Raw genomic sequence first — 23188 nt, 5'->3', positions numbered from 1 at the left:
CGTCAGCCCTGGCGGCGGCGCCGCACCGCGGCGCCGAGCGCGGCCAGGCCGCCCAGCATCAGCGCGTAGGTCTCGGGCTCCGGGATGGCCTGCACCGGCGGGATGGTGCTGTCCACACCGCTCAGGTTGACGCGGAAGAAGGTGCCCATGCCGCAGCCGTTGGACGGCTGGCACCAGTTGGCCATGGCGATCGGCGCGGCGTTGTCGAGCACGAAGCCGTTGGCCAGGCTGGTGCCCCGGCGGTCGTTGGGGTAGGTGGCCACGGTGAAGACGTAGTCGCCGGCCGCCAGGCTCGAGAACACCAGGCCCGAGTCGTAGCGCGTCTGGCCCGGCGCGATGGCGGCGTTGTCGTCGTTGTCGGCGATGAAGGCCCCGGTGCGGCCGTTCCACACCGCGGTGATGGGATCGAAGTTCTGGCCGCCCATGAACGAATCGGTCCACACCCGCACGTTGGTCGCGTCCTGCGCCAGGCTGAAGCCGACGCGGATCACGTCGTTGTGGAAGCTGATGTTGCCGCTGTAGGTGAAGCTGGCGGCGGCGGCCGGGCCGGCCACGGCGAGGGCGGCGGCGGCCAGGGCGCTCAGGCGGGACAGGGCGGCCAGGGCGGGCAGGGCGGGCAAACGGATCGGGCGGGACGTCATGGTTTCCTCAGTCGTGCGTTCTTGTGGAAGGTGGGGGCCCGCCACCCGGCAGCGGCGCTGACGGGCTGGAGGCCGGTCGGCATGGTTCCCGCGACGGCCGCCCGCGGCCATGGCTGAAAAAGGGTAAATGGCCCCCGCGGCTTGGGGATTCCGTGCACGCCGACACCTTTGGAAACAAGGAAAATCCGCGGCCGCTTTCCCCCGGCAGGCCTGCCCGGCGCCGCAGGCCTGCTCGGGGTTTTCCGGCTGTTCCCGATGTCCCCGCCCTTCTCGCTGCGCCACCGGTTCCTGCAACCGGCCGACTTCACCGACGCCCTCGACCTGCTGCCCGCCTGGCTGCCGCTCTCGGCCGCGCAGCGCGAGGCGCTGCCCGCGCTGTGGCGCCGGCTGCTGCTGGAGCCCGGCTTCAACGCCGACGTCATCGAGGACCTCGCCGCCCCGCCCGGCCAGCGTCTGCTGGCCATGGGCATGGCCATCGCGCTGGACGACGGCTGGGCGCGGCGGCTGCGCGGCGGCGACGCCCCGCCCGGCGTGGCGCGGCATGTCTACGCCGACCTGCTGGCCGGCCGCCTGCGCCTGCCCGACGACGCCACGCTGGCCAGGCTCAACGGCGGCGAGGGCGACGGCGTGGCCTTCCTGGTGCTGCACTACCAGCAGCGGCACATGGCCTTCGACGACCCGCGCACCATGAGCCTGCTGTCGGTGGCGATGAGCGCCTTCCGCCACGCCCATGCCGGCCACCGCATCGGCGTGCTCTGGCAGGAGGCCTGGGGCCCCGAGCAGGACGTGATGCGCAGCATGGGCCACCGCGAGCAGCCCACCGCGCTGGCGCCCGGCGGCGCCGACGGGCCGCGCCTGTTCGGTCTCACCCGCGCCGAGGCGCTGGCGATGCTGCCCGGCAGCCACCTGCGCGACGTGTTCGAGCACCGCGCGCCGCGCTGCTTCTTCTCGGCGGCAGAGCGCCGCCTGCTGCGTCGCGCGGTGGGCGACGAATCCGACGAGGAGATCGCCGCCCTGCTGGACATCTCCATCCACACCGTGAAGAAGCTGTGGGCGGCGGTCTACGCCCGTGCCGCCCGCCAGATGCCCGAACTGCTGGGCGACGCGCCCGCCGCGGCCGTCGAAGGCGTGCGCGGGCCGGAGAAGCGGCGCTCGCTGATCGGCTACCTGCGGCAGCACCCGGAGGAGCTGCGGCCGCATGTGGTGGGGGTGGCGGGTGGGGTGGCTGCCCGTCGCGGGTGATGCGCGGCACGTCGCGCTGCATCGTCTTTCTTCCGACTACCCCTGCCGGCAATAGGCCGGTCCGCCGCATGAGGCCGCCGGTCGCTTTCGGGCATCCGGCGAACGGGGGAGCCTTTTGGTCTTCACGCCGAGCGGACCGCAGGGCAGCATCCGGGAATGGGAAGGAGCCCAGACACCGAGGGCAAGTACCGCGGTTCGCCCCTTCACGTCAGCGCTCGGAAGGCGCCATCCCGGGAGGCCCCATGACAACCGCCGACTACGAAACCTTCTGGAAGCTCATTCCAATCGTCACCTCGTGTCTTGCACTGGCGGTCGTTTATGCCAACACACGATTCGGTCTTCGAAACAAGCAGGCCGATCTTGTCATCCACTTTCACAAGCAGTTCGACGAGCTTCAAAAGAAGAGGACCGAATTGCTGACCGCACACCGAGAGCGTGACGCCAAGATGACCAGCGCTTGGTCGCCGCAGCGGATCGACATCGAATCCGACATGTTCTTCGACAGATTCTGGAGCCTGCAGTTCGATCAATTCTTGGCCTGGTACGAAGGCTACGTGCCGACGCGACTCTATGTTTACTGGGCCTTTTCCAGATGGCGCGAACTGCATAAGGCGAGCGACGAGTGGACCTTTGCCAGCAAGACCATGGCGTCCACCTTGGAGGATTTGAAGAATCGCTGGCAAAGCAATCCTGACAAGTCATCAAGCCTTTCCACCCACGTCACCAGCTTTCTCGGGCTCATGTTCGCACTCAAACAGAACGCAGCCTATGCGGACATTGGCGCTCTGCTGTCGACATACGGTCCGTCCAAACCACGTCGCTTGGCGCGCTGGCTTTTTGGCGCCGAGTGATCCATCGCAGCAGAACCGACTGTGGCGTTCGCCAATGCATGCAAGGGCGAACACCGCCGCGGCCAGATGGCGGGCACCGCAGGCCGCCACCCTGGCGAAAGGCACGCCCGGTAGCTCCATTCGTCGGCCGGCTGTTGAAGAACCTTGTCGTCGACCCGACACTGACCGCCGCCGCTTAGCCAACGGCTGACCCCCAGCCGTCCCGCCGGCCGACCCTCGCGTCAACGGCTCACGACCCTCCAGGAGGCCCCATGGACGACGCCCCGCTGTACCACGACGGCATGCGGCGGTTGCAGGACGCCCGGGAGACCCGGGCGCTGGCCGACCGTCTGCAACAGGTGACCTGCCGGCGGGCGTTCACCGAGGAGGACCGGGCCTTCATCGCACGCTGCCCGATGGTGTTCGTGGCCAGCGCCGACGCGCTGGGCCAGCCCGACTGTTCGTACAAGGGCGGCCTGCCGGGGTTCGTGCGCGTGCTCGACGACCGCACGCTGGCCATCCCCGACTACGACGGCAATGGCATGTACCGCAGCTGGGGCAACGTGCTGGTGAACCCGCAGGTCGGCCTGCTGTTCATCGACTTCCAGGCGCCGAAGCGGATCCGGGTGAACGGCACCGCGCAGGTCCGGGAAGACGACCCGCTGCGCGACGAGTTTCCCGGCGCGGTGTTCATCGTCCGGGTGACGGCCGGCCTCATCTTCCCGAACTGCCCCCGCTACCTCCACCGGATGGACCTCGTCGAGCACTCGGTGTACGCGCCGCGGCCGGCGTACGAGCCGCCGGTGCCGGCGTGGAAGACGTTCGACGTCTTCCGAGACGCGCTGCCGCCGCGCGACCGGGACGCGCCGCCGGCGGGCTGAGCCGGGGCGGCGGGCAAGGTACCGTTGTTGCCTGTCACCACCGGTGCGCGCGAACACCCTGCGCGCCGGAAGGACCGCATGACGACCGACGTTGCCGCCCCCGTCCCCGCTCGCCCCGATGGCCAGCCCGCCCTGCACCGGGTGATGGGCCCCTGGCTGCTGCTGCTGTTCATCGTCGGCGACATCCTGGGCACCGGCATCTACGCGCTGACCGGCCAGGTGGCCAAGCAGGTGGGCGGCGCGGTGTGGCTGCCCTTCGTCGTCGCCTTCGTGGTGGCGCTGATCACCGCCTTCAGCTACCTGGAGCTGGTGACGAAGTACCCCAAGGCCGCCGGCGCGGCGCTGTACGCGCACAAGGCCTTCGGCATCCACTTCGTCACCTTCCTGGTCGCCTTCGCGGTGATGTGCTCGGGCATCACCTCGGCCTCCACCGCCTCGCGGGCCTTCGCGGCCAACCTGTCGGGCGCCTTCGGGCTCGGGCTGTCGGGCGCCGGCATCACCGCCATCGGCCTCGGCTTCATGGCGCTGGTGGCGGCGGTCAACCTGCGCGGCGTGGGCGAGAGCGTGAAGTTCAACGTGCTGCTCACCTGCGTCGAGCTGACCGGCCTGCTCATCATCATCTTCATCGGCCTGGCCGCCATCGGCAGCGGCCAGGGCGACGTGTCGCGGGCGCTGGAGTTCGCCCCCAGCGAGCGCGGGCTGTTCTGGTCGGTGATCGGCGCCACCACGCTGGCCTTCTTCGCCATGGTGGGCTTCGAAGACTCGGTGAACATGGCCGAGGAGTGCAAGGACCCCGTGCGCCACTTCCCCAAGGTGCTGCTCACCGGCCTGGTGATCACCGGCTTGATCTACGTGCTGGTGTCGGTGTCGGCCATCGCGCTGGTGCCGGCGGCCGAGCTGGGCGAGGGCGAAACGCCGCTGCTGAAGGTGGTGCGGGCCGGCGCACCGGACTTCCCGCTGGCGGTCTTCGGCGTCATCACCATGTTCGCGGTGGCCAACAGCGCGCTGATCAACATGCTGATGGCCAGCCGGCTGGTCTACGGCATGAGCCGCGAGGGCGTGCTGCCCGCCGCGCTGGGCCGGGTCCACCACGGCCGGCGCACGCCGTGGGTGGCCATCGTCTTCACCACGCTGCTGGCCTTCGGCCTCATCACCTTCGTCGGCGAGGTGCCGGCGCTGGGCGGCACCACGGCGCTGCTGCTGCTGTGCGTGTTCACCGTCGTCAACGTGGCGGTACTGGTGCTGCGGCGCGACGCGGTGGCGCACCGCCACTTCCGCACGCCGACGGTGCTGCCGGTGCTCGGCGGGCTGTCCTGCGCCTTCCTGGCCGGGCCGTGGACCGGCCGCGCCATGGTGCAGTACGAAGTGGCCGGCGTGCTGCTGGCCGTTGGGGTGGCGCTGTGGGCGCTGACCTGGTGGGGCACGCGGCGCGTGGCCGCGCGCAGCGACCGCGACGCCAGGGCCTGAGGCGGCCGGGCGCTTCCCTGGGTGCAGTGCTTGCCCCCGCACGGGCGATGCCGATCCGCGCCCGCCTGCTTCACACCGCCCGCCGGGCGCTGGCCCGCCCGGGCAGCGCCGGCCTGCTGCTGCTCGCCCTGCTGGGGTGGCCGGGCGCCGCCGCCTGGGCCGCGCCGCCCGGCCCGGCCGCCGACTGGCCGGCCCGGCTGCAGGCCGCGCTCGCCACGCTGGAAGCCGCCAGCCCGCTGCAGTTCGGCGTCTACGTGCGCGACCTGGACAGCGGCGTCGCCGCCGGGCACCGCGCCGACGAGCTGTGGTACCTGGCCTCCACCGTCAAGCTGCCGGTGGCGCTGGCCGTGCTGCGCGACGTGCAGCATGGTGCCTACGACCTCGACACCCGCCTGACCCTGCGCGCCGACGACTACGTCGACGGCGCGGGCAGCACGAACCGGCACCCGGTGGGCACCTCGCTGACCGTGCGCGAGCTGCTCGAGCAGATGATGGTCTGGAGCGACAACACCGCCAGCGACATGCTGATCGGGCTGACCGGCCTGGACCAGGTCAACCGGCTGGTGCAGGACACGACGCAGGCCGCGGTGCCGGCCGGCTTCCGCCCCATCACCACGCTGGCCGACGTGCGACGCGAGGTCTACGGCCAGCTCACGCCGGCAGCGCGCAGCCTGAGCGGGCGCGACTTCCTGCTGCTGCGGGCGCAGCCGGGCGAGGCGGAGCGGCTGCAGGTGCTGGCGCGGCGGCTCGGCGTGCCGGCCGGCGAGTTCCGCCTGCCCGGCCTGCGCCCGGCCTACGACGCGTACTACGCCGGCGGGCTGAACTCGGCGCGGCTGGACGCGTACGGCGAACTGCTGACCCGGTTCGCCCGAGGCGAGGTGCTGGACGACCGCCGCACGCGCTGGCTGCTGGCGCTCATGGAGCGCTCGCGCACCGGCCCACAACGGGTGCGCGCCGGCCTGCCCAAGGGCGTGCGCTTCGCCCACAAGACCGGCACGCAGCGCGAGCGCACGTGCGACTCGGGCGTCATCACCGTGCCGCGGCTGGGCCGCGACCAGCGCATCGTGCTGGCCGCCTGCACCCGCGGCGAACCGTCGCTGGCCGCGGCCGAACGCGCGTTGCGCGGCATCGGCACCGCCCTCTGCCGCTCCGGATTGTTGGACCAGGGAACCCGCCATGACACCGTCTGCCCCGACGACCTTCCCGCCCTGCCGCTGGCGCCGCCGCGCGGCGCTGCTGGCCCTCGCCCCTAGCCTCGCCCTCGCCTCGGCCGGTGCCGCGGTCGCCCAGGCGGCCGACTGGACGCAGGCGCTGCGCCAGGAGGTGGAGCGCATCGACCGCAACACGCCGGGCGAGCTGGGGCTGTACGTCAAGCGGCTGGCCGACGGCCGCACGCTGTCCTACCAGGCCGGCGAGCCGTGGTACCTGTCGTCGTCGGCCAAGCTGCCGATGGCCATCGGCCTGCTGCAGGAGGTGCAGGCCGGCCGGCTGTCGCTGGACCAGCGGCTGGCGCTACAGGACGGCGACCGCATCGACGGCGCCGGCAACGTGGTCTGGCAGGCCACCGGCACCCGCTACAGCCTGGGCGCACTGCTGGAGCGCACGCTGATGCAGAGCGACAACACCGCTGCCAACATGCTGGTCCGCGCCATGGGGGCGGACACCATGCAGCAGCGGACGAAGGCGTTGATCGGCGGCGACGGCTTCAAGGGCCTGACCGACTTCGCCCAGGTGCGCCGCGACGTCTATGCCGAGCTGCACCCCAGGGCGGCCGAGCTGCCCAACGCCGCGCTGGTGAAGATCGCCGCCGCCAAGCTGGGCCCGCCGCGGGTGGAGGCCGTGCGGCGCACGCTGGGCGTGCCGCGCAGCGAGCTCAAGGTGCCGACCATGGAGGCCGCCTACGACCGCTACTACGCCAAGGGGCTCAACGCGGCCTCGCTGGAGGCCTACGGCGCCATGCTGGAGAAGCTGGTGCGCGGGCAGCTGCTCTCGCCCGAGCACACCACGCTGCTCTACAAGCGGCTGAAGTACGACACCTACGACGCCTACCGGCTGGAAGCCGGCCTGCCGCGCAGCGAACGCTTCATCCACAAGACCGGCACGCAGTACCGGCGGGCCTGCCACATGGGCGTGGTCAACCCGCAGGACGGCGGTCGCGACGCGGTGGTCGTCACCGCCTGCGCCAAGGGCCTGGACGAACACGACGGCGCGGCCGCCCTGTTCGAACAGGTGGGCCGCGCCATCACCAAGACCGTGCTGCAGCCCCCGGCCGCCGACCGGCGCTAGCGCGGTGCAGGCGCCGCGGGGGCGACGGCGGCGGCGGCCTGGGCCCGTTCGCGCCGCCGCTCGGTCCAGGCCTGGTACTCGCCGACGAAGCCGCGGCGGAAGGCCAGCACGCAGACCACGAAGATGGCGCCGATGATCACCGTCACCCAGGAGCCCACCCGGTCGGCCAGGTAGTTCTGCAGGCCGATGATGACGGCCGAGCCCACCACCGGCCCGGCGAAGGTGCCCAGGCCGCCGAGCAGCGTCATCAGGATGACCTCGCCGGACAGCGACCAGTGCACGTCGGACAACGTGGCGAAGCCCAGCACCATCGTCTTCAGCGCGCCGGCCAGGCCGGCCAGCGCGGCCGACAGCACGAAGGCCAGCAGCTTGTAGCGGTCGACGTCGTAGCCCAGCGAGACGGCGCGCGGTTCGTTCTCGCGGATGGCCTTGAGCACCTGGCCGAACGGCGAGTGCACCACGCGGATGATGAACAGGAACACCGCGACGAACACCGCCAGCACGACGAAGTACAGCACCAGGTCGCTGGCCAGCGGCAGCAGGCCGAAGAGGCGGCCGCGCGGCACGCCCTGCAGCCCGTCCTCGCCGCCGGTGAAGGGCGCCTGCAGGCAGACGAAATAGACCATCTGCGCCATGGCCAGCGTGATCATGGCGAAGTAGATGCCCTGGCGACGGATGGCGATGAAGCCGACCACCAGGCCGAGCAGGGCCGCCACCGCCACGCCGGCCAGCACGCCGAGCTCCGGCGGCCAGCCGGCCGAGCGCACGAACCAGCCGCAGGCGTACGCCGCCGACCCGAGGAAGGCCGCATGGCCGAACGACAGCAGGCCGGTGTAGCCCAAGAGCAGGTTGAAGGCGCAGGCGAAGATGGCGAAGCACAGCGCCTTCATCATGAAGACGGGGTACAGGCCGATGAAGGGTGCCGCGATCAGCAGGGCCAGCACCACCAGCGCGATCGCCTGCGCAGAACGGCGGCGCATCACTTCTCCTTCCCGAACAGCCCGGCGGGCCGCACCATCAGCACGATGGCCATGATGACGAAGACGACGATGTTGGAGGCCTCCGGGTAGAACACCTTGGTCAGCCCCTCGACCAGGCCGAGGCCGAGGCCGGTGAGGATGGAGCCCAGGATGGACCCCATGCCGCCGATCACCACCACCGCGAACACCACGATGATGAGGTTGCTGCCCATCAGCGGCGTGACCTGGATCACCGGCGCGGCCAGCACGCCGGCGACGGCCGCCAGCGCCGCGCCGCCGGCGTAGGTGAGCGTGACCATGCGCGGCACGTTGACGCCGAAGGCCTGCACCAGCTTCGGGTTCTCGGTGCCAGCGCGCAGCGTCGCGCCGAGCGACGTCTTCTCGATGACGAACCAGGTGGCGAAACACACCACCAGCGAGGCCAGCACCACCCAGCCGCGGTAGTTGGGCAGGATCATGAAGCCGAGGTTGGTGGCGCCCTGCAGCGCGTCGGGCACCGGGTACTGCTGGCCGGAGACGCCGAAGCGGTCGCGGAACACGCCCTCGAAGATCAGTGCCAGGCCGAAGGTGAGCAGCAGGCCGTAGATGGGGTCGAGCTTGTACAGGTGCTTGAGCATCGTGCGCTCGACCACCACCCCCAGCGCGCCGACCAGCAGCGGCGCCAGCAGCAGCGCCCACCAGTAGCCGATGCCGAAGTACTCCAGCGCCCCCCAGCCGACGTAGGCGCCGATCATGTACAGCGCGCCGTGGGCGAAGTTGACGATGCCCAGCAGCCCGAAGATGACCGCCAGGCCCAGGCTGAGCACGGCGTAGAACGAGCCGTTGACCAGCCCGAGCAGCAGTTGCCCGAGCAGGGCCGGCAGGGGGATGCCGAAGATCTCCGTCATGTCACGTCAGGTCACTTCCAGAGCGGGCACTTGGTCTCGGCCTTGGTGGTGAAGGCGTCGTCGCCCTTGATGGTGGTCACCACGTTGTAGTAGTCCCAGGGCTCCTTCGACTGGTCGGGCGCCTTGACCTGCATCAGGTACATGTCGTGCACCATGCGGCCGTCGGCGCGCAGGCTGCCGTTCTTCATGTACAGGTCGTTGACCTTGACCTTGCGCAGCTGCTCCATCACCTTGTCGCCGTCGTCGGTCTTGGCCGCCTTCACCGCGTTCAGGTAGTACATCGTGGCCGAGTAGTCGGCCGCCTGCAGGGAGGACGGCATGCGCTTGACCTTCTCGAAGAAGCGGCGGCTCCAGGCGCGGGCCTCCGGCGACTGGTTCCAGTACCAGCTGTCGGTGAGGTACATGCCCTGCGTCGACTTCAGGCCCAGCGAGTGGATGTCGTTGATGAAGACCAGCAGGCCGGCCATCTTCATCGTCTTGGTGATGCCGAACTCGTTGGCCGCCTTGATCGCGTTCACCGTGTCGCCGCCGGCGTTCGCCAGGCCGAGGATCTGCGCCTTGCTGGTCTGCGCCTGCAGCAGGAAGGACGAGAAGTCGCTGGCGTTGAGGGGGTGCCGCACCGCGCCGGCCACCACGCCGCCGGAGGCCTTCACGATGTTGGCGGTGTCGTTCTGCAGCGCCTGGCCGAAGGCGTAGTCGGCGGTGAGGAAGAACCAGTTCTTGCCGCCGGCCTTGACCACCGCGTTGCCGGTGCCCTTGGCCATGGCCACGGTGTCGTAGGCGTAGTGGATGGTGTAGGGCGTGCACTGGTCGTTGGTCAGCGCCGACGAGCCGGCGCCGATGACGATGAAGGGCTTCTTCTTCTCCTGCGCCACCTTGGCCATGGCCAGGCTGGCGCCGGAGTTGGTGCCGCCGATGAGCATGTCCATGCCCTGCTGGTCGAACCATTCGCGCGCCTTGGCGGCGGCGATGTCGGGCTTGTTCTGGTGGTCGGCAACCAGCACCTCCACCGTCTTGCCCTCGACCTTGCCGCCCAGGTCGGCGATGGCCATGCGGATGGCCTCGGCGCCCGCCGGGCCGTCGATGTCGGAATACAGGCTCGACATGTCGGTGATGAAGCCAATGCGGATCACATCGCCGGAGTACTGGGCGTGGGCCGGGGTCACGCCGAACATCGCGGCCAGCGCCAGGCCGCAGGCGGCCACGGTGGTCTTCAGGGTCCTCTTGCTCATGTCCGTCTCTCCTTGTGTTGCCAATCGAATGGCCCTAGACGCCCAGGGTCTGCTGGAGCTGCGCCATGCGCGCGGGCAGCTCCTCGCGGGTGAACTGCTGGGTGATGACGCCGTGCTCCATCACCAGGAAGCGGTCGGCCAGGCGGGCCGCGAAGCGGAAGTTCTGCTCCACCATGACCACCGTGTAGCCCTGCCGGCGCAGCTCGGTGACCATCTCGGCCAGCTTATGCACGATCACCGGCGCCAGGCCTTCCGAGATCTCGTCGAGCAGCAGCAGCTTGGCGCCGGTGCGCAGGATGCGGGCGACGGCCAGCATCTGCTGCTCGCCGCCGGACAGCCGCGTGCCCTGGCTGGACGCACGTTCCTTCAGGTTGGGGAACATGCCGTAGATCTGGTCCAGCCCCATGCCGCCCGGCGACAGCACCGGCGGCAGCAGCAGGTTCTCGTGCGCGCTCAGCGACGAGAAGATGCCGCGCTCCTCCGGGCAGTAGCCGATGCCCAGGCGGGCGATGCGGTGCGACGGCAGGTCGATGGTCTCGGTGCCGCGCACGCGCACCGAGCCCTTGCGCCGGCCGATCAGGCCCATGACGGCGCGCAGCGTGCTGGTGCGGCCGGCGCCGTTGCGGCCGAGCAGGGTCACCACCTCGCCCTCGTCGACGTGGAAGTCCACGCCGTGCAGCACATGCGATTCGCCGTACCAGCCCTGCAGGCCGCGGACTTCGAGGAAGCGCTGCGACATCAGTGGGCCCCCACGAGCTCGGTGTCCGCGCTGCCCATGTAGGCCTCGACCACCAGCGGGTTCTTCGACACCTCGGCGTACGGCCCCTCGGCGAGGGTGGCGCCACGCGCGAGCACGGTGATGGTGTCGGCGATGCTGGAGACCACGCTCATGTTGTGCTCCACCATCAGCACCGTGCGGCCGGCGGCGACGCGCTTGATCAGGTCGCGGATGCGGTCGACGTCCTCGGCGCCCATGCCCTGCGTCGGCTCGTCCAGCAGCATCAGCTCGGGCTCCATCGCCAGCGTGGTGGCGATCTCCAGCGCGCGCTTGCGGCCGTAGCTGAGGTTGACGGTCAGCGCCTCGGCGTAGCCCTGCAGGTCGACCGCGGCCAGCAGTTCGCGCGCGCGCTCGTCGAGCACGGCCAGCGATCGCTCCGGCTTCCAGAAGTGGAACGACGTGCCGAGCTTGCGCTGCAGCGCCACCCGCACGTTCTCCAGCACCGTCATGTGCGGGAAGACGGCCGAGATCTGGAACGAGCGGATGATGCCGCGGCGGGCGATGTGGGCCGGCTTCTCGCGGGTGATGTCGTCGCCGTTGAACAGGATCTGGCCGGCGGTGGGCTCCAGGAACTTGGTCAGCAGGTTGAAGCAGGTGGTCTTGCCGGCGCCATTGGGGCCGATGAGCGCATGGATGCTGCCCCGGCGCACGGTCAGGTTCACCTGGTTGACGGCGACGAAGCCCTTGAACTCCTTCGTCAGGGCGCGGGTCTCGAGGATGGTGGGGCTGGCGCTGTCCATGGCGGGTCCGTCAGGCCGGCGGCGGTGGCACGAGGCCGCCGAGGCGGCGGGTGAGCAGGCGGGCGATCTCGACCACGCCGTCGAGGTGGACGCCGCCGCGGCGCGAGGCCCACAGCGCCTTCTGCACGCAGGCGCCGACGCCGGCGATCGGCGTCCCGGCGGGACCGAACACCGGCGCGCCGAAGCAGAACACGCCCTCCCGAACGCCCTCGTCGTCGACGCTGTAGCCGCGCTCGCGGGCGGTGGCCAGTTCGTCGAACAGCGCCTTCAGCGTGCCGGCCCGGCGGCCGCGGAAGAAGGGCAGCTTGCCGTCCGGGTAGAGGCCGCGCACGAAGGCCGGGTCGTGCCAGGCCAGCATGGCCTTGCCCGAGGCGGCCAGGTGCGCCGGCAGCCGCATGCCCACGGAGAAGGCCAGGCTGAGCGGCCGCTCGCCGGGCCGGGTGGCGACATAGACGATGTCGGTGCCGTCGAGCACCGACAGGATCACCGTCTCCTCCGGCGCGGCGGCCAGGTCGGGCCACAGGCTGGCGAACTCGCGCGCCACGCTGGTGTGGCCGGTGAAGGCGTTGGCCAGGCTCATCACGCCCGGGCCGATGAAGTAGCGGCCGTCCTCCTCCCGACGCAGGTAGCCGCGGGCGGCCAGCGTGTTGCACAGGCCGTGCACGCTGCTCTTGGGCAGCTGCAACCGTTCGGCCAGGCGGGTGGGGGTCATCGGCATGCGTTCGGCGGCGAGCAGGTCCAGCAGGCTCAGGGCCCGGGTGACGGCCGGCACGCCAGGGGCGGTGGAGGGCGCGGCGCCGTGCGCCAGGACAGGAGACATGCGGCTGCAGCGGGAGGATCGATTCAACGGGCTGAATTGCATTCGGTTCGCTGAATCAGCGGCGGAGTCTAGGACCGGTGCCGCGCCTTGCGCATCCCTGGTGAACCCGAGGGCGGGTAAGCCCGGTCCCGACGGTCGCGCGACCCGACGGCCACAGCGCCGGCCCATGAAAAAAGGCCGGCGGGGGCCGGCCTTCGAGGGCTGCACCGGGCGCGTCGGCCCGCCGCGGTCGTCAGTGCGCCGCGGACACCTTCTCGCCGGCCTTCAGCCGGTAGACCGTGTTGCAGTAGGGGCACCAGCCCTCGCCGGTGCTCGTCACGTCGATGAACACCCGCGGGTGGTTGCTCCACAGCGGCATCTTGGGGTTCGGGCAAAACACCACGCCGGGGCCCTGCAGGTCGGCCGCCAGCACCTCGACGACGGCCTTGGGTTCCTTGCTGCTGCTCATCGCCGCCTCAGACCTTGGTCAGCCACTCGGCGTATTTGGCGTTGCGGCCGTTGACGATGTCGAAGAACGCGCTCTGGATCTTCTCGGTGATCGGCCCGCGCGAACCGCGTCCGATCTCGATGCGGTCGAGTTCGCGGATCGGCGTCACCTCGGCCGCGGTGCCGGTGAAGAAGGCCTCGTCGGCGATGTAGATCTCGTCGCGGGTGATGCGCTTTTCGACCAGCTTCAGCCCCAGGTCCTGGCAGATGGCGAAGATGGTGTTGCGGGTGATGCCGTTGAGCGCGCCGGCCGACAGGTCGGGCGTGTAGAGCACGCCGTTCTTGATCACGAAGATGTTCTCGCCCGCGCCTTCGGAGACGAAACCGGCCGAGTCGAGCAGCAGCGCCTCGTCGTAGCCGTCCTCGGTGGCCTCCATGTTGGCCAGGATGGAGTTGCTGTAGTTGCTCACCGCCTTGGCCTGCGTCATCGTGATGTTGACGTGGTGCCGGGTGTAGCTGGAGGTCTTGACGCGGATGCCGCGCTTGAGCCCCTCCTCGCCCAGGTAGGCGCCCCAGGCCCATGCCGCGATGGCGAGGTGGATGGTGTTGCCCTTGGGGCTGACGCCCAGCTTCTGCGAGCCGATCCAGGCCAGCGGGCGGATGTAACAGCTCTCCAGCCGGTTCTCGCGCACCACCTGCTTCTGCGCCTCGATGACCTGCTCGAACCCGAACGGCATCTTCATGCGCAGGATCTTGGCGCTGTTGAACAGGCGCTCGGTGTGCTCGCGCAGCCGGAAGATCGCCGTGCCGTTGACGGTGTTGTAGGCCCGCACCCCCTCGAAGACGCCGCAGCCGTAGTGCAGCGTGTGCGTCAGGACGTGGACCTTGGCGTCGCGCCAGTCGACCAACTGGCCGTCCATCCAGATCTTGCCGTCGCGGTCGTGCATGGGGAGCATGGTCAGGAGCGTCGTGCGGAAAGGCCGCATTCTAGGGCGGCGGCTGCGGCCGCCGAAGCGCCGGCGAGGTCGATGTCGCCGGCTTGGATCCCGGGGTCTGAAATGGGATCAACGTCCCAACTTCCCCCGAAAACGGGGGGGTGAGCGCCGCGCCGCCTTGGCTACATTTACCTACCCGCTCGGCAATCCGCAAGGCGATTTCCGGGCAACGGCGGGCCCATCCGGCGTCCCGCACCTAAGACTGGAGGGACCCCATGAAAAAGCTTCTGGCCCACGCGGCCTTGGCCGTCCTGGCGACGGCGAGCCTGCCGGCGCTCGCGGTGGACTGCAACGAAACCACCTGGACCGCGCTGGCCGCCAGCGACTGCCGCGGCTCGTTCAGCGGCAACATCAACGGCAGCGCCGGCGAACTGACGTACCTCGCCAGCCAGTGGGGCAGCACCTGGTCCTTCCTGGGCAAGAGCGACGACGCCGGAACCTTCGGCCCGTTCACCGGCAATCCCACCGTCGGCACCAACGGTACGCTGACGTTCGACACGCCGATCACCGGGACGTTCGTCATCGCCTTGAAGTCGTCCAACGACTACAGCTACTACCTGTTCAACGCGCTGTCGCCGGTGTCGAGCCTGACCTTCGACGACACGCTGGGAGTGACGGCCGGCGCCGGTCCGCAGGTGAACCCGAAGGCGCTGTCGCATGCGAACCTGTACGTGGCCGCCGCGCCGATCCCGGAGCCGGAAACCTACGCCCTGATGCTCGCCGGCCTCGGCGTGCTGGGCTTCGTCAGCCGCCGCCGCAGGCAGGGCTGAACCAGGCCCTCGTCGCAGAACGGCCCCCTCGGGGGCCGTTCTTCATGGCGTCGCCGAAGGTGGCAGCACCGCGGTGCCGGCGTCCTCCTCCGCTTCGGCCGACGGTCGCTCCAGCGTCCACCGCACCAGCGCCGCACGCTGGAACTCCAGCACCACCCGGCTGCCGCCCTCGTCGGTCCAGCGCCAGACCTCGGGGGACTGTGCGGGCGGGGAGACCTGCTCGCCCAGGCTGCGCGCCAGCGCCACCACCTCGATCATCTTCATGCCGCGCTTCAGGCGTGCGTTGAACATCACCGCGCTCGGCACATGCCCCACCGGCGACCGCGCCGCGCCGCGCATCACCTTCATCGCGCGGTTGAACTGCAGCAGCAGCCAGAAGACGATCACCGTCACCGCCGTCACCACACCCTGCCAGCCGTATTGCTGCCAGCCCACGCCGAGCAGCACCGCCGCCAGCAGCCATCCGATTCGAGCATCCATGGGGGGCGATTGTCCTCAGTCTCGTGCGTGATCAATCGAGGCCGCGCACCGCCTCGATGGCCTGCTCGATGCGCTCCACCGCGTGGATCGTCATGCCCTCGATCGGCCGCTTCGGCGCGTTGGCCTTCGGCACGACGGCCACCGAGAAGCCCAGCTTGGCCGCCTCCTTCAGCCGCTCCTGCCCCCGCGGCGCCGGCCGCACCTCGCCGGCCAGGCCGACCTCGCCGAAGGCGATGAAGCCGCGCGGCAGCGGCCGGCTGCTGAGCGAACTGCGGATGGCCAGCAGCACCGCCAGGTCGGCCGCCGGCTCGCTGATGCGCACGCCGCCCACCGCGTTGACGAACACGTCCTGGTCCATGCAGGAGACGCCGGCGTGGCGGTGCAGCACCGCCAGCAGCATGGCCAGGCGGTCGCGTTCCAGCCCCACCGACAGCCGGCGCGGGCTGGGCCCGCCGGCATCGACCAGCGCCTGCACCTCCACCAGCAGCGGCCGCGTGCCCTCCAGCGTCACCAGCACGCAGGCGCCGGGCACCGGCTCGCTGTGGGTGGACAGGAAGATGGCGCTCGGGTTGCTGACCCCGCGCAGCCCGCGCTCGGTCATGGCGAAGACGCCGATCTCGTTGACGGCGCCGAAGCGGTTCTTGATCGCCCGCACCAGCCGGTGGCTGGAATGGGTGTCGCCCTCGAAGTAGAGCACCGTGTCGACGATGTGCTCCAGCACCCGGGGCCCGGCCAGCGCGCCTTCCTTGGTGACGTGGCCGACCAGCACCAGCGCGCAGCCGGTGGCCTTGGCGGTGCGGGTGAGTTGCGCCGCGCATTCGCGCACCTGGGCCACCGAGCCCGGCGCGCTGGTCAGCTGGTCGGAGTACAGCGTCTGGATCGAGTCGATGACGCAGAAGGCCGGCCGCTCGGCCTCCAGCGTGGCGAGGATGGTCTCCAGCTGGATCTCGGCCAGCAGCCGCACCTTGGCGCCCGCGAGGCCCATGCGCTGCGCCCGCATCGCCACCTGCGCCGCGCTTTCCTCGCCGGTGACGTAGAGCACCGGCATCACGTTCGACAACGCGTCCACCGCCTGCAGCAGCAGCGTGGACTTGCCGATGCCCGGGTCGCCGCCGATCAGCACCACGCCGCCGGCGACGATGCCGCCGCCCAGCACCCGGTCCAGCTCCTCCAGCCCGGTGGGCGTGCGGGCCACGTCGCCGGCGGTGATGTCGCCCAGCGTCGACACCGGCTGCGAGCGGGCCAGCGACTGGAAGCGGTGCCGCACGCCACCGGTGGGCTCGGCCACCCCCTCCTGCAGCGTGTTCCAGGCGCCGCAGTGCGGGCACTTGCCCAGCCACTTCGGGCTGGCGCCGCCGCAGTCGGTGCAGGTGTAGACGGTCTTCGGTTCGCGGGCCATGGCGTATTGTCCGGGCATGGACCTCGCCGTCTGGCTCACCGCCTTCGCCGCCTGCTGGGCCATCAGCCTGTCGCCGGGCGCCGGCGCCGTGGCCGCGATGAACGCGGGCCTGCGTCACGGCGTCGCCCGCGGGCTGTGGTGCACCGTCGGCCTCGTCCTCGGCATCTGGACCCAGCTCGTCGTCGTGGCCGCCGGCCTCGGCGCGCTGATCGCCACCTCGTCGCTGGCCTTCTCGGTGATCAAGTGGGCCGGCGTGGCCTACCTCGTCGGCATCGGCGTGCAGCAGTGGCGGGCGCCGCCGCAGCCGCTGGCGGCCGCCGGCGAGGGCCCGGGCGAGGCGATGTCGCGCCGGCGCCTGGTGCTGCGCGGCTGGGCGGTCAACGCGCTCAACCCCAAGGGCACCGTCTTCCTGCTGGCGGTGGTGCCGCAGTTCCTCGACCTCGCGCGGCCGTTGACGACGCAGTACGCCGTCATCGGCGCCACCCTGGCCTTCACCGACCTGGTGGTGATGACCGGCTACACCGCGCTGGCCGCCCGGGTGCTGGGCGCGCTGCGCAGCGCGCGGTCACAGCGGCTGCTGCAGCGCGGCTTCGGCGGGTTGTTCATCGCCGCGGGAGTGCTGCTCGCCACCGTGCGCCGGAACGCCTGACGGCGTCCGCGCCTACTCCACCGCCGGGCTGCGCCGCCCGGCCTTGATCACCGCCCGCCGCCCCTTGGCCTCGACCCGACGTCGCTGCGAGGCGCGCGTCGGCCGGGTCGGCACCCGGGGCGTCGGCGGCTCGGCCACGCTGTCCACCAGCGCCTGCAGCCGGGCCATCGCCTCGGCCCGGTTGGCGGCCTGGGTGCGGTGGGTCTGGGCCTTGATGACGACGACGCCGTCATCGCCGATGCGGCGGTCGGCCAGCGACCACAGCCGCAGCTTCAGCGCCTCGGGCAGCGACGAGGCGCCGATGTCGAAGCGCAGCTGCACCGCGGTGGCCACCTTGTTGACGTTCTGACCGCCCGGGCCCTGCGCCCGGACCGCCGTCCATTCGACCTCGGACTCGTTGACCGTTGGCGCATGCGCCGGTCGGCGCTGGAGCGGGCGGCGAAGGATCATGCCGGGCCTCGCGCGTCAGCCGTCCACCGACACCGGCACGCGGGGTGCCAGCGCGCACATCAGCTCGTAGCCCACCGTGCCCGCCGCCTGCGCCACCTCGTCGATCGGCAGCACCGCGCCGTCGGCCGAGCGGCCCCACAGCGTGACCTCGCTGCCGATGCCCGACGCCGGCACGTCGGACAGGTCCACGGCGAGCATGTCCATCGACACCCGCCCGAGCAGCCGGGTGCGCCGGCCGTCGACCAGCGCCGGCGTGCCGGTGCCGGCATGGCGGGGGTAACCGTCGGCATAACCGCAAGCCACGATGCCGAGGCGCAGGGCGCGCTCGGCGCGGAAGGTGCTGCCGTAGCCCACCGTGTCGCCCGCCTGCAGCGCCTGCACCGCGATGAGCCGGCTGCGCAGGCTCATGGCGGGCTGCAGGCCCCAGTGCTGGATGCCGTGCGCCGGGAAGTCGGGCGACGAGCCGTAGCAGAGGATGCCCGGCCGCACCCAGTCGCCGCGCACCGCCGGCCGGTCGCCCTCGCGCAGCAGGGCCGCGCTGTTGGCCAGCGACCGTTCGCCCGGCAGGTCCTGGGTGACGGCCTCGAACACCTTCAGCGGGGCCTCGGTCCCGCCGTCGAGGTCGGCGTCGGCGAAGTGGGTCATCAGCGAGATCTCGTCGACCTGCGGCAGCGCGTTCAGCCGGGCCCACGCGCCGCGGAACGCGGCCGGGGCAAAGCCCAGCCGGTTCATGCCGCTGTTGAGTTTGAGGAACACGCGGTGCGGTTTGTGGGTCTTGTGGCGTCCCAGTGCGTCGATCTGACCTTCCTCATGCACCACATGCCAGAGATCCAGCCGCGAGCACAGCTCCAGGTCACGCGGGTCGAACACCCCTTCCAGCAGCAGGATGGGGCCGCGCCAGCCGAGGCCACGCAGCCGCCCGGCCTCGGCCAGGTCCAGCAGCGCGAAGCCGTCGGCCGCACGCAGCGCCTCGTAGGCGCGCTCGAGCCCATGGCCGTAGGCGTCGGCCTTGACCACCGCCCACACCCGCGCGTCCGGCGCCGCCGCGCGTGCGCGGGCCAGGTTGGCCGCCAGGGCGTCCCGGTGGATCACGGCGTGGAGGGGGCGCGGCATGGCGGACGGCGGCAGGGGCGCAGATTCTGCCAGCGACCCCCTGAGCGCAGGCCCCCGGCCGCGTGGCCGGGCCGGCCGCACCCCCGTGCTATAACCCCCGCCGCACAGCGACCGACAGACGTTGCGCCGGCCCGGACCGTTCCGCAGGGCTCGGTCTTCCGCAAGCCAGAGAGCGCATGAAAAAAGGCTTCTACACGATCATGTCGGCGCAGTTCTTCAGCTCGCTGGCCGACAACGCGTTGTTCGTGGCGGCCGTCGAACTGCTGAAGACCTCGGGCGCGGCAGAGTGGCAACGCGCCGCACTGGTGCCGATGTTCGCGCTGTTCTACGTCATCCTCGCGCCCTTCGTCGGCGCCTTCGCCGACGCGGTGCCCAAGGGCAAGGTGATGTTCTATTCGAACAGCATCAAGGTGGTCGGCTGCCTGATGATGCTGTTCGGCTCGCACCCGCTGATCGCCTACGCCATCGTCGGCCTCGGCGCCGCGGCCTACTCGCCGGCCAAGTACGGCATCCTGACCGAGCTGCTGCCGGCCTCGCAGCTGGTCAAGGCCAACGGCTGGATCGAGGGCCTGACCATCGGCTCGATCATCCTGGGCGTGCTGCTCGGCGGGCAGCTGGTCGGCCAGCGGGTGGCCGGCCTGCTGCTCGGCTTCGACCTGCCGCTGATCGACACCGGCATCGACACCGGGCCCGAAGCGGCGATCGCCTCGATGATCCTGCTGTACATCGTGGCCGCGCTCTTCAACCTGAAGATCCCGCGCACCGAGGCGCCGCTGCAGCCGCTGTCGCACAGCGTGGTCGCGCTGGTGCGCGACTTCTCGCTGTGCAATGCCCGGCTGTGGAACGACAAGCTGGGCCAGATCTCGCTGGCCACCACCACGCTGTTCTGGGGCGTTTCGGGCAACCTGCGCTACATCGTGCTGGCCTGGGCGGCGGCGGCGCTGGGCTACAGCACCACGCAGGCGTCCAGCCTGGTCGGCGTGGTCGCCATCGGCACCGCGGTGGGCGCGGTGGTGGCCTCGGTGATGATGAAGCTGGACAAGGCCACCGGCGTCATCCCGCTGGGCATCGGCATGGGCGTGGTCGTAATCGCGATGAACGCCATCTCGAACGTCTGGGTGGCCGCGCCCTTCCTGATGGTGCTGGGCGCGCTGGGCGGCTTCCTGGTGGTGCCGATGAACGCGCTGCTGCAGCACCGCGGCCACAACCTGATGGGCGCTGGTCGCTCGATCGCGGTGCAGAACTTCAACGAGCAGGCGGCCATCCTCGGCCTCGGCGCCTTTTACACCGGCATGACGAAGTTCGGCCTCTCGGCCTTCGGCGCCATCACCATCTTCGGCCTGGTGGTGGCCGGCACCATGTGGCTGATCGGCCGCTGGCACCGGCGCAACCTGGTGCAGCACCCGGCGGAACTGGAGCGCCTGCTGACCATCGCCCGCTCCGACCGGCACTGACCTCTCCTGCATGAGCCATCCACGCGCGGGCCGGGCCCTGCCGGTGTCCGCGCTGCTGTGCAACGCCTTCGTGTGGGGCGTGTCGTGGTGGCCGCTGCGGCAACTGGAGGCGGTCGGGATGCACCCGCTGTGGGCCACGGCGACCGTCTACGCGATGGCGCTGGTCGCCGCCGCGGGGCTCTGGCCCGGCGCCCTCGCCGGCCTGCGGCGCCGGCCGGCGCTGTGGGCGCTGGCGCTGGCCGCCGGGCTCACCAACACCGCCTTCAACTGGGGCGTCACCGTCGGCGAGGTGGTGCGGGTGGTGCTGCTGTTCTACCTGATGCCGCTGTGGTCGCTGGTGCTCGCCTGGTGGCTGCTGGGCGAGCGCCCGACCGCGGCCGCGCTCGGCCGCGTGCTGCTGGCGCTGGCCGGTGCGGCCCTGGTGCTGCGGCCGGAGGGCGGCGGCTGGCCGCTGCCGTCGTCGGGCGCCGACCTGCTGGGGCTGGCCGGCGGCCTCGGCTTCGCGGTGTCGAACGTGCTGCTGCGACGGCTGGGCGAGGGCCCGGCGGGACCGCGCACGCTGGCCATGTTTGGCGGCGGGCTGGTCCTGTCGGCGCTGGCGGCCGCCGGGCTCACCCTGGCCGGCGTGCTGCCCCCCGCCGCGGCCGCAGGCCGCGCTGTCGCTGGCGGGCGGGCTGCTGCTGTTCGGCTTCCTCGCCGGCAACCTGGCGCTGCAGTACGGCGCCTCGCGGCTGCCGGCGCAGCTGACCGCGCTGGTGATGCTCAGCGAGATCGTCTTCGCCGCCGTCAGCGCCTGGGCGATCGACGGCGCGGCGCTGACGGTGCCGCTGCTGGCCGGCGGGGCGTTGATCCTGGCCGCCGGGGTGTTGAGCGCCCGGGCACCGCCCGCCGCATAACATCCGGCCTCCCCATCCCAGGAGACGCGCATGACCGCCGGCACGATCCACGACTTCGAGGCGACGACCATCGATGGCGGCCGGCTCCGGTTCGACGAGCTGGCCGGCAAGGTGGTGCTGGTGGTCAACACCGCCAGCGCCTGCGGCTTCACGCCGCAGTTCGGCGGGCTGGAATCGCTGTGGCAGTCGCGCCGGGACCGTGGCCTGGTGGTGATCGGCTTCCCCTGCAACCAGTTCGGCGGCCAGGACCCGGGCGCCGAGGCCGAGATCGCCCAGTTCTGCCAGAAGAACTACGGCGTCACCTTCCCCATGATGGCCAAGGTGGCGGTCAACGGCGCCAATGCGCACCCGCTGTGGAAGTGGCTGACCGACAGCGCGCCCGGCGTGCTGGGCACCAAGGCCATCAAGTGGAACTTCACGAAATTCCTCGTCGGCCGCGACGGCCGCGTCATCCGTCGCTACGGCTCGGTGGACAAGCCGGCCGACCTGGAACGCGACATCGACGCGGCGCTCGCCGCCTGACCCTTTCTTCACGCGCCTGACCATGTTCGAACACGTGCCCGCCTACGGCGGCGACCCCATCCTCTCGCTCAACGAGGACTTCCAGCGCGACCCGCGGCCGCACAAGGTCAACCTGAGCATCGGCATCTACTTCGACGACCAGGGCCGCATCCCGGTGCTGGCCGCGGTGCGCGAGGCCGAGGCCCGGCTGGCCGCGACGGTCGGCCCCAAGCCCTACCTGCCGATGGAGGGCGCGCAGAACTACCGCGAGGCGGTGCAGGCGCTGCTGTTCGGCGCCGACCACGAGGCGGTGCGCAGCCGCCGCATCGCCACCATCCAGACCGTGGGCTCCTCCGGCGGGCTGAAGGTGGGGGGCCGACTTCCTCAAGCGCTTCTTCCCCGAAAGCGGGGTGTGGATCAGCGACCCCAGCTGGGACAACCACCAGTCGATGTTCGAAGGCGCCGGCATCGCGGTGCAGTCCTACCCCTACTACGACCCGGCCACCCAGGGCCTGCGCTTCGACGACATGCTGGCCGCGCTGGACCGGCTGCCGCCGCGCAGCGTGGTGCTGCTGCACGCCTGCTGCCACAACCCCACCGGCGTGGACCTGACGCCCGCGCAATGGGACGCGCTCATTCCCGTGCTGCAGCGCCGTGAGCTGCTGCCCTACGTCGACCTGGCCTACCAGGGCTTCGGCGACGGGCTCGAGGCCGACGCCCACGCCATCCGCGCCATGGCCGACGCCGGCCTGGCCTTCATCGTCACCAGCTCGTTTTCCAAGAGCATGAGCTTGTACGGCGAGCGCTGCGGCGCGCTCAGCGTCGTCTGCCCCGATGCGAAGCAGGCCGAGCAGGTGCTGGGGCAGCTGAAGTTCACCGTGCGCCGCAACTACTCCAGCCCGCCCATCCACGGCGGCCAGCTGGTCGCCACCGTGCTCGGCGATCCGGCGCTGCGTGCGCAGTGGGCCGAGGAGCTGGAGGGCATGCGCCAGCGCATGATCGCCATGCGACGGCAGGTGCATGCGGTGCTCGGCCGGCGCTGCCCCGGCCGCGACGTCGGCTACTTCCTCCGCCAGCGGGGATGTTCAGCTACACCGGCCTGTCGCCGGCGCAGGTCGACCGGCTGCGCGAGCAGCACGGCGTCTACCTGGTGCGGTCGGGCCGGCTGTGCATCGCGGGCCTGAACAGCGGCAACGTCGACGTCGCCGCCGAGGCGATCGCGACGGTGATGCGCGACGGCGTGCCGTCCGCGACCTGAGGCGGCGACGGCG

General features: G+C 71.1%; 24 protein-coding genes and 2 pseudogenes. 13 read left to right on the top strand and 13 right to left on the bottom strand.

What is annotated here, in order from left to right; all coding sequences use genetic code 11:
• Window positions 1–2 precede the first annotated feature (2 nt).
• Complete coding sequence (locus LRS07_RS03210) at window positions 3–641, bottom strand: DVUA0089 family protein (RefSeq protein WP_260500576.1); 639 nt, start codon at window positions 639–641, stop codon at window positions 3–5.
• Window positions 642–896: 255 nt separating this feature from the next.
• On the opposite strand from LRS07_RS03210, the gene LRS07_RS03205 reads away from it, so the two are divergent.
• The 6 genes from LRS07_RS03205 to LRS07_RS03180 all read left to right on the top strand — a co-directional run bounded on the left by LRS07_RS03205 (window position 897) and on the right by LRS07_RS03180 (window position 7347).
• Window positions 897–1883, top strand: a complete 987-nt coding sequence (locus tag LRS07_RS03205) for a helix-turn-helix transcriptional regulator (RefSeq protein ID WP_260500575.1) — start codon at window positions 897–899, stop codon at window positions 1881–1883.
• A gap of 242 nt (window positions 1884–2125) precedes the next feature.
• Window positions 2126–2734: a hypothetical protein gene (locus tag LRS07_RS03200; RefSeq protein ID WP_260500574.1), complete on the top strand. Its 609-nt coding sequence runs from the start codon at window positions 2126–2128 to the stop codon at window positions 2732–2734.
• A 251-nt stretch (window positions 2735–2985) separates the two neighbouring features.
• Entirely contained in the window at window positions 2986–3594 is a 609-nt protein-coding gene (locus LRS07_RS03195; RefSeq protein ID WP_260500573.1) for a pyridoxamine 5'-phosphate oxidase family protein, read from the top strand.
• A 78-nt stretch (window positions 3595–3672) separates the two neighbouring features.
• A complete protein-coding gene (locus LRS07_RS03190; protein ID WP_260500572.1) occupies window positions 3673–5061 on the top strand; it encodes an APC family permease in 1389 nt (462 codons plus the stop codon).
• 47 nt (window positions 5062–5108) lie between these two features.
• A complete protein-coding gene (locus LRS07_RS03185) occupies window positions 5109–6314 on the top strand; it encodes a serine hydrolase (protein ID WP_260500571.1) in 1206 nt (401 codons plus the stop codon).
• Window positions 6238–7347, top strand: coding sequence for a serine hydrolase (locus tag LRS07_RS03180; protein ID WP_260500570.1), 1110 nt, complete (start codon window positions 6238–6240; stop codon window positions 7345–7347). Before LRS07_RS03185 ends, LRS07_RS03180 begins: the two co-directional genes overlap by 77 nt.
• On the opposite strand, the gene LRS07_RS03175 is transcribed toward LRS07_RS03180, so the two are convergent.
• The 8 genes from LRS07_RS03175 to LRS07_RS03140 all read right to left on the bottom strand — a co-directional run bounded on the left by LRS07_RS03175 (window position 7344) and on the right by LRS07_RS03140 (window position 14157).
• Window positions 7344–8327, bottom strand: coding sequence for a branched-chain amino acid ABC transporter permease (locus LRS07_RS03175; protein ID WP_260500569.1), 984 nt, complete (start codon window positions 8325–8327; stop codon window positions 7344–7346). The two genes, LRS07_RS03180 and LRS07_RS03175, sit on opposite strands and share 4 nt — an antisense overlap.
• Complete coding sequence (locus LRS07_RS03170) at window positions 8327–9214, bottom strand: branched-chain amino acid ABC transporter permease (protein ID WP_260500568.1); 888 nt, start codon at window positions 9212–9214, stop codon at window positions 8327–8329. The genes LRS07_RS03175 and LRS07_RS03170 overlap by 1 nt, the downstream gene beginning before the upstream one ends.
• 11 nt (window positions 9215–9225) lie before the next feature.
• Entirely contained in the window at window positions 9226–10446 is a 1221-nt protein-coding gene (locus LRS07_RS03165) for an ABC transporter substrate-binding protein (RefSeq protein ID WP_409450589.1), read from the bottom strand.
• 34 nt (window positions 10447–10480) lie between these two features.
• Complete coding sequence (locus tag LRS07_RS03160; protein WP_260500567.1) at window positions 10481–11185, bottom strand: ABC transporter ATP-binding protein; 705 nt, start codon at window positions 11183–11185, stop codon at window positions 10481–10483.
• Window positions 11185–11964 (bottom strand): ABC transporter ATP-binding protein, encoded by a 780-nt coding sequence (locus LRS07_RS03155; protein WP_260500566.1) that lies wholly within the window; start codon window positions 11962–11964, stop codon window positions 11185–11187. Before LRS07_RS03155 ends, LRS07_RS03160 begins: the two co-directional genes overlap by 1 nt.
• 10 nt (window positions 11965–11974) lie before the next feature.
• Window positions 11975–12784 (bottom strand): IclR family transcriptional regulator, encoded by an 810-nt coding sequence (locus LRS07_RS03150; protein ID WP_260500565.1) that lies wholly within the window; start codon window positions 12782–12784, stop codon window positions 11975–11977.
• Window positions 12785–13016: 232 nt separating this feature from the next.
• A complete protein-coding gene (locus LRS07_RS03145) occupies window positions 13017–13232 on the bottom strand; it encodes a zinc-finger domain-containing protein (protein WP_260500564.1) in 216 nt (71 codons plus the stop codon).
• 7 nt (window positions 13233–13239) lie between these two features.
• Window positions 13240–14157, bottom strand: coding sequence for a branched-chain amino acid transaminase (locus tag LRS07_RS03140; protein WP_260502025.1), 918 nt, complete (start codon window positions 14155–14157; stop codon window positions 13240–13242).
• Window positions 14158–14420: 263 nt separating this feature from the next.
• Between LRS07_RS03140 and LRS07_RS03135 the strand changes: the two genes are divergently transcribed.
• Window positions 14421–14975, top strand: coding sequence for a PEP-CTERM sorting domain-containing protein (locus tag LRS07_RS03135; protein ID WP_260500563.1), 555 nt, complete (start codon window positions 14421–14423; stop codon window positions 14973–14975).
• 42 nt (window positions 14976–15017) lie between these two features.
• Here the strand turns inward: LRS07_RS03135 and LRS07_RS03130 are convergent, their stop codons facing one another.
• Both LRS07_RS03130 and radA read right to left on the bottom strand, forming a co-directional pair.
• Window positions 15018–15455 (bottom strand): hypothetical protein, encoded by a 438-nt coding sequence (locus LRS07_RS03130; protein ID WP_260500562.1) that lies wholly within the window; start codon window positions 15453–15455, stop codon window positions 15018–15020.
• A gap of 31 nt (window positions 15456–15486) precedes the next feature.
• Window positions 15487–16854 (bottom strand): DNA repair protein RadA, encoded by a 1368-nt coding sequence (gene radA / locus LRS07_RS03125; RefSeq protein WP_260500561.1) that lies wholly within the window; start codon window positions 16852–16854, stop codon window positions 15487–15489.
• Between the two features lie 16 nt (window positions 16855–16870).
• On the opposite strand from radA, the gene LRS07_RS03120 reads away from it, so the two are divergent.
• Window positions 16871–17503: a LysE family transporter gene (locus LRS07_RS03120; RefSeq protein ID WP_260500560.1), complete on the top strand. Its 633-nt coding sequence runs from the start codon at window positions 16871–16873 to the stop codon at window positions 17501–17503.
• 12 nt (window positions 17504–17515) lie between these two features.
• Here LRS07_RS03120 and arfB read toward each other — a convergent pair whose 3' ends face one another.
• Complete coding sequence (gene arfB, locus LRS07_RS03115) at window positions 17516–17953, bottom strand: alternative ribosome rescue aminoacyl-tRNA hydrolase ArfB (protein WP_260500559.1); 438 nt, start codon at window positions 17951–17953, stop codon at window positions 17516–17518.
• A 15-nt stretch (window positions 17954–17968) separates the two neighbouring features.
• On the bottom strand, window positions 17969–19066 hold the full coding sequence (alr, locus tag LRS07_RS03110; RefSeq protein ID WP_260500558.1) for an alanine racemase: 1098 nt from the start codon (window positions 19064–19066) through the stop codon (window positions 17969–17971).
• A gap of 176 nt (window positions 19067–19242) precedes the next feature.
• On the opposite strand from alr, the gene lplT reads away from it, so the two are divergent.
• The 5 genes and pseudogenes from lplT (at window position 19243) to LRS07_RS03085 (ending at window position 23175) form a co-directional block, all read left to right on the top strand.
• Entirely contained in the window at window positions 19243–20520 is a 1278-nt protein-coding gene (gene lplT, locus LRS07_RS03105; RefSeq protein WP_260500556.1) for a lysophospholipid transporter LplT, read from the top strand.
• A gap of 10 nt (window positions 20521–20530) precedes the next feature.
• Window positions 20531–20887 (top strand): annotated as a pseudogene (locus tag LRS07_RS03100) (EamA family transporter); the annotation flags it as partial.
• Window positions 20888–21089: 202 nt separating this feature from the next.
• Complete coding sequence (locus tag LRS07_RS03095) at window positions 21090–21416, top strand: EamA family transporter (protein ID WP_260500555.1); 327 nt, start codon at window positions 21090–21092, stop codon at window positions 21414–21416.
• A 30-nt stretch (window positions 21417–21446) separates the two neighbouring features.
• Entirely contained in the window at window positions 21447–21938 is a 492-nt protein-coding gene (locus LRS07_RS03090; RefSeq protein WP_260500554.1) for a glutathione peroxidase, read from the top strand.
• A 22-nt stretch (window positions 21939–21960) separates the two neighbouring features.
• Window positions 21961–23175, top strand: a pseudogene (locus tag LRS07_RS03085) (amino acid aminotransferase).
• Window positions 23176–23188: the final 13 nt, after the last annotated feature.

The organism is Aquabacterium sp. J223 (assembly GCF_024666615.1).
Lineage (GTDB): Bacteria > Pseudomonadota > Gammaproteobacteria > Burkholderiales > Burkholderiaceae_C > J223.
Note: the sequence above shows the minus strand (reverse complement) of the source record. Positions and strands in the feature narration are given on the sequence as shown.

What these genes read in the sequence shown, in the direction of transcription:
- radA (WP_260500561.1), bottom strand. Translation starts at nt 16,854, where the DNA reads ATGGCCCGCGAACCGAAGACCGTCTACACCTGCACCGACTGCGGCGGC.
- LRS07_RS03150 (WP_260500565.1), bottom strand. Translation starts at nt 12,784, where the DNA reads ATGTCTCCTGTCCTGGCGCACGGCGCCGCGCCCTCCACCGCCCCTGGC.
- LRS07_RS03145 (WP_260500564.1), bottom strand. Translation starts at nt 13,232, where the DNA reads ATGAGCAGCAGCAAGGAACCCAAGGCCGTCGTCGAGGTGCTGGCGGCC.
- LRS07_RS03160 (WP_260500567.1), bottom strand. Translation starts at nt 11,185, where the DNA reads ATGTCGCAGCGCTTCCTCGAAGTCCGCGGCCTGCAGGGCTGGTACGGC.
- LRS07_RS03195 (WP_260500573.1), top strand. Translation starts at nt 2,986, where the DNA reads ATGGACGACGCCCCGCTGTACCACGACGGCATGCGGCGGTTGCAGGAC.
- LRS07_RS03120 (WP_260500560.1), top strand. Translation starts at nt 16,871, where the DNA reads ATGGACCTCGCCGTCTGGCTCACCGCCTTCGCCGCCTGCTGGGCCATC.
- lplT (WP_260500556.1), top strand. Translation starts at nt 19,243, where the DNA reads ATGAAAAAAGGCTTCTACACGATCATGTCGGCGCAGTTCTTCAGCTCG.
- alr (WP_260500558.1), bottom strand. Translation starts at nt 19,066, where the DNA reads ATGCCGCGCCCCCTCCACGCCGTGATCCACCGGGACGCCCTGGCGGCC.
- arfB (WP_260500559.1), bottom strand. Translation starts at nt 17,953, where the DNA reads ATGATCCTTCGCCGCCCGCTCCAGCGCCGACCGGCGCATGCGCCAACG.
- LRS07_RS03090 (WP_260500554.1), top strand. Translation starts at nt 21,447, where the DNA reads ATGACCGCCGGCACGATCCACGACTTCGAGGCGACGACCATCGATGGC.
- LRS07_RS03180 (WP_260500570.1), top strand. Translation starts at nt 6,238, where the DNA reads ATGACACCGTCTGCCCCGACGACCTTCCCGCCCTGCCGCTGGCGCCGC.
- LRS07_RS03135 (WP_260500563.1), top strand. Translation starts at nt 14,421, where the DNA reads ATGAAAAAGCTTCTGGCCCACGCGGCCTTGGCCGTCCTGGCGACGGCG.
- LRS07_RS03185 (WP_260500571.1), top strand. Translation starts at nt 5,109, where the DNA reads ATGCCGATCCGCGCCCGCCTGCTTCACACCGCCCGCCGGGCGCTGGCC.
- LRS07_RS03205 (WP_260500575.1), top strand. Translation starts at nt 897, where the DNA reads ATGTCCCCGCCCTTCTCGCTGCGCCACCGGTTCCTGCAACCGGCCGAC.
- LRS07_RS03155 (WP_260500566.1), bottom strand. Translation starts at nt 11,964, where the DNA reads ATGGACAGCGCCAGCCCCACCATCCTCGAGACCCGCGCCCTGACGAAG.
- LRS07_RS03140 (WP_260502025.1), bottom strand. Translation starts at nt 14,157, where the DNA reads ATGCACGACCGCGACGGCAAGATCTGGATGGACGGCCAGTTGGTCGAC.
- LRS07_RS03200 (WP_260500574.1), top strand. Translation starts at nt 2,126, where the DNA reads ATGACAACCGCCGACTACGAAACCTTCTGGAAGCTCATTCCAATCGTC.
- LRS07_RS03130 (WP_260500562.1), bottom strand. Translation starts at nt 15,455, where the DNA reads ATGGATGCTCGAATCGGATGGCTGCTGGCGGCGGTGCTGCTCGGCGTG.
- LRS07_RS03210 (WP_260500576.1), bottom strand. Translation starts at nt 641, where the DNA reads ATGACGTCCCGCCCGATCCGTTTGCCCGCCCTGCCCGCCCTGGCCGCC.
- LRS07_RS03170 (WP_260500568.1), bottom strand. Translation starts at nt 9,214, where the DNA reads ATGACGGAGATCTTCGGCATCCCCCTGCCGGCCCTGCTCGGGCAACTG.
- LRS07_RS03190 (WP_260500572.1), top strand. Translation starts at nt 3,673, where the DNA reads ATGACGACCGACGTTGCCGCCCCCGTCCCCGCTCGCCCCGATGGCCAG.
- LRS07_RS03175 (WP_260500569.1), bottom strand. Translation starts at nt 8,327, where the DNA reads ATGCGCCGCCGTTCTGCGCAGGCGATCGCGCTGGTGGTGCTGGCCCTG.
- LRS07_RS03165 (WP_409450589.1), bottom strand. Translation starts at nt 10,446, where the DNA reads ATGAGCAAGAGGACCCTGAAGACCACCGTGGCCGCCTGCGGCCTGGCG.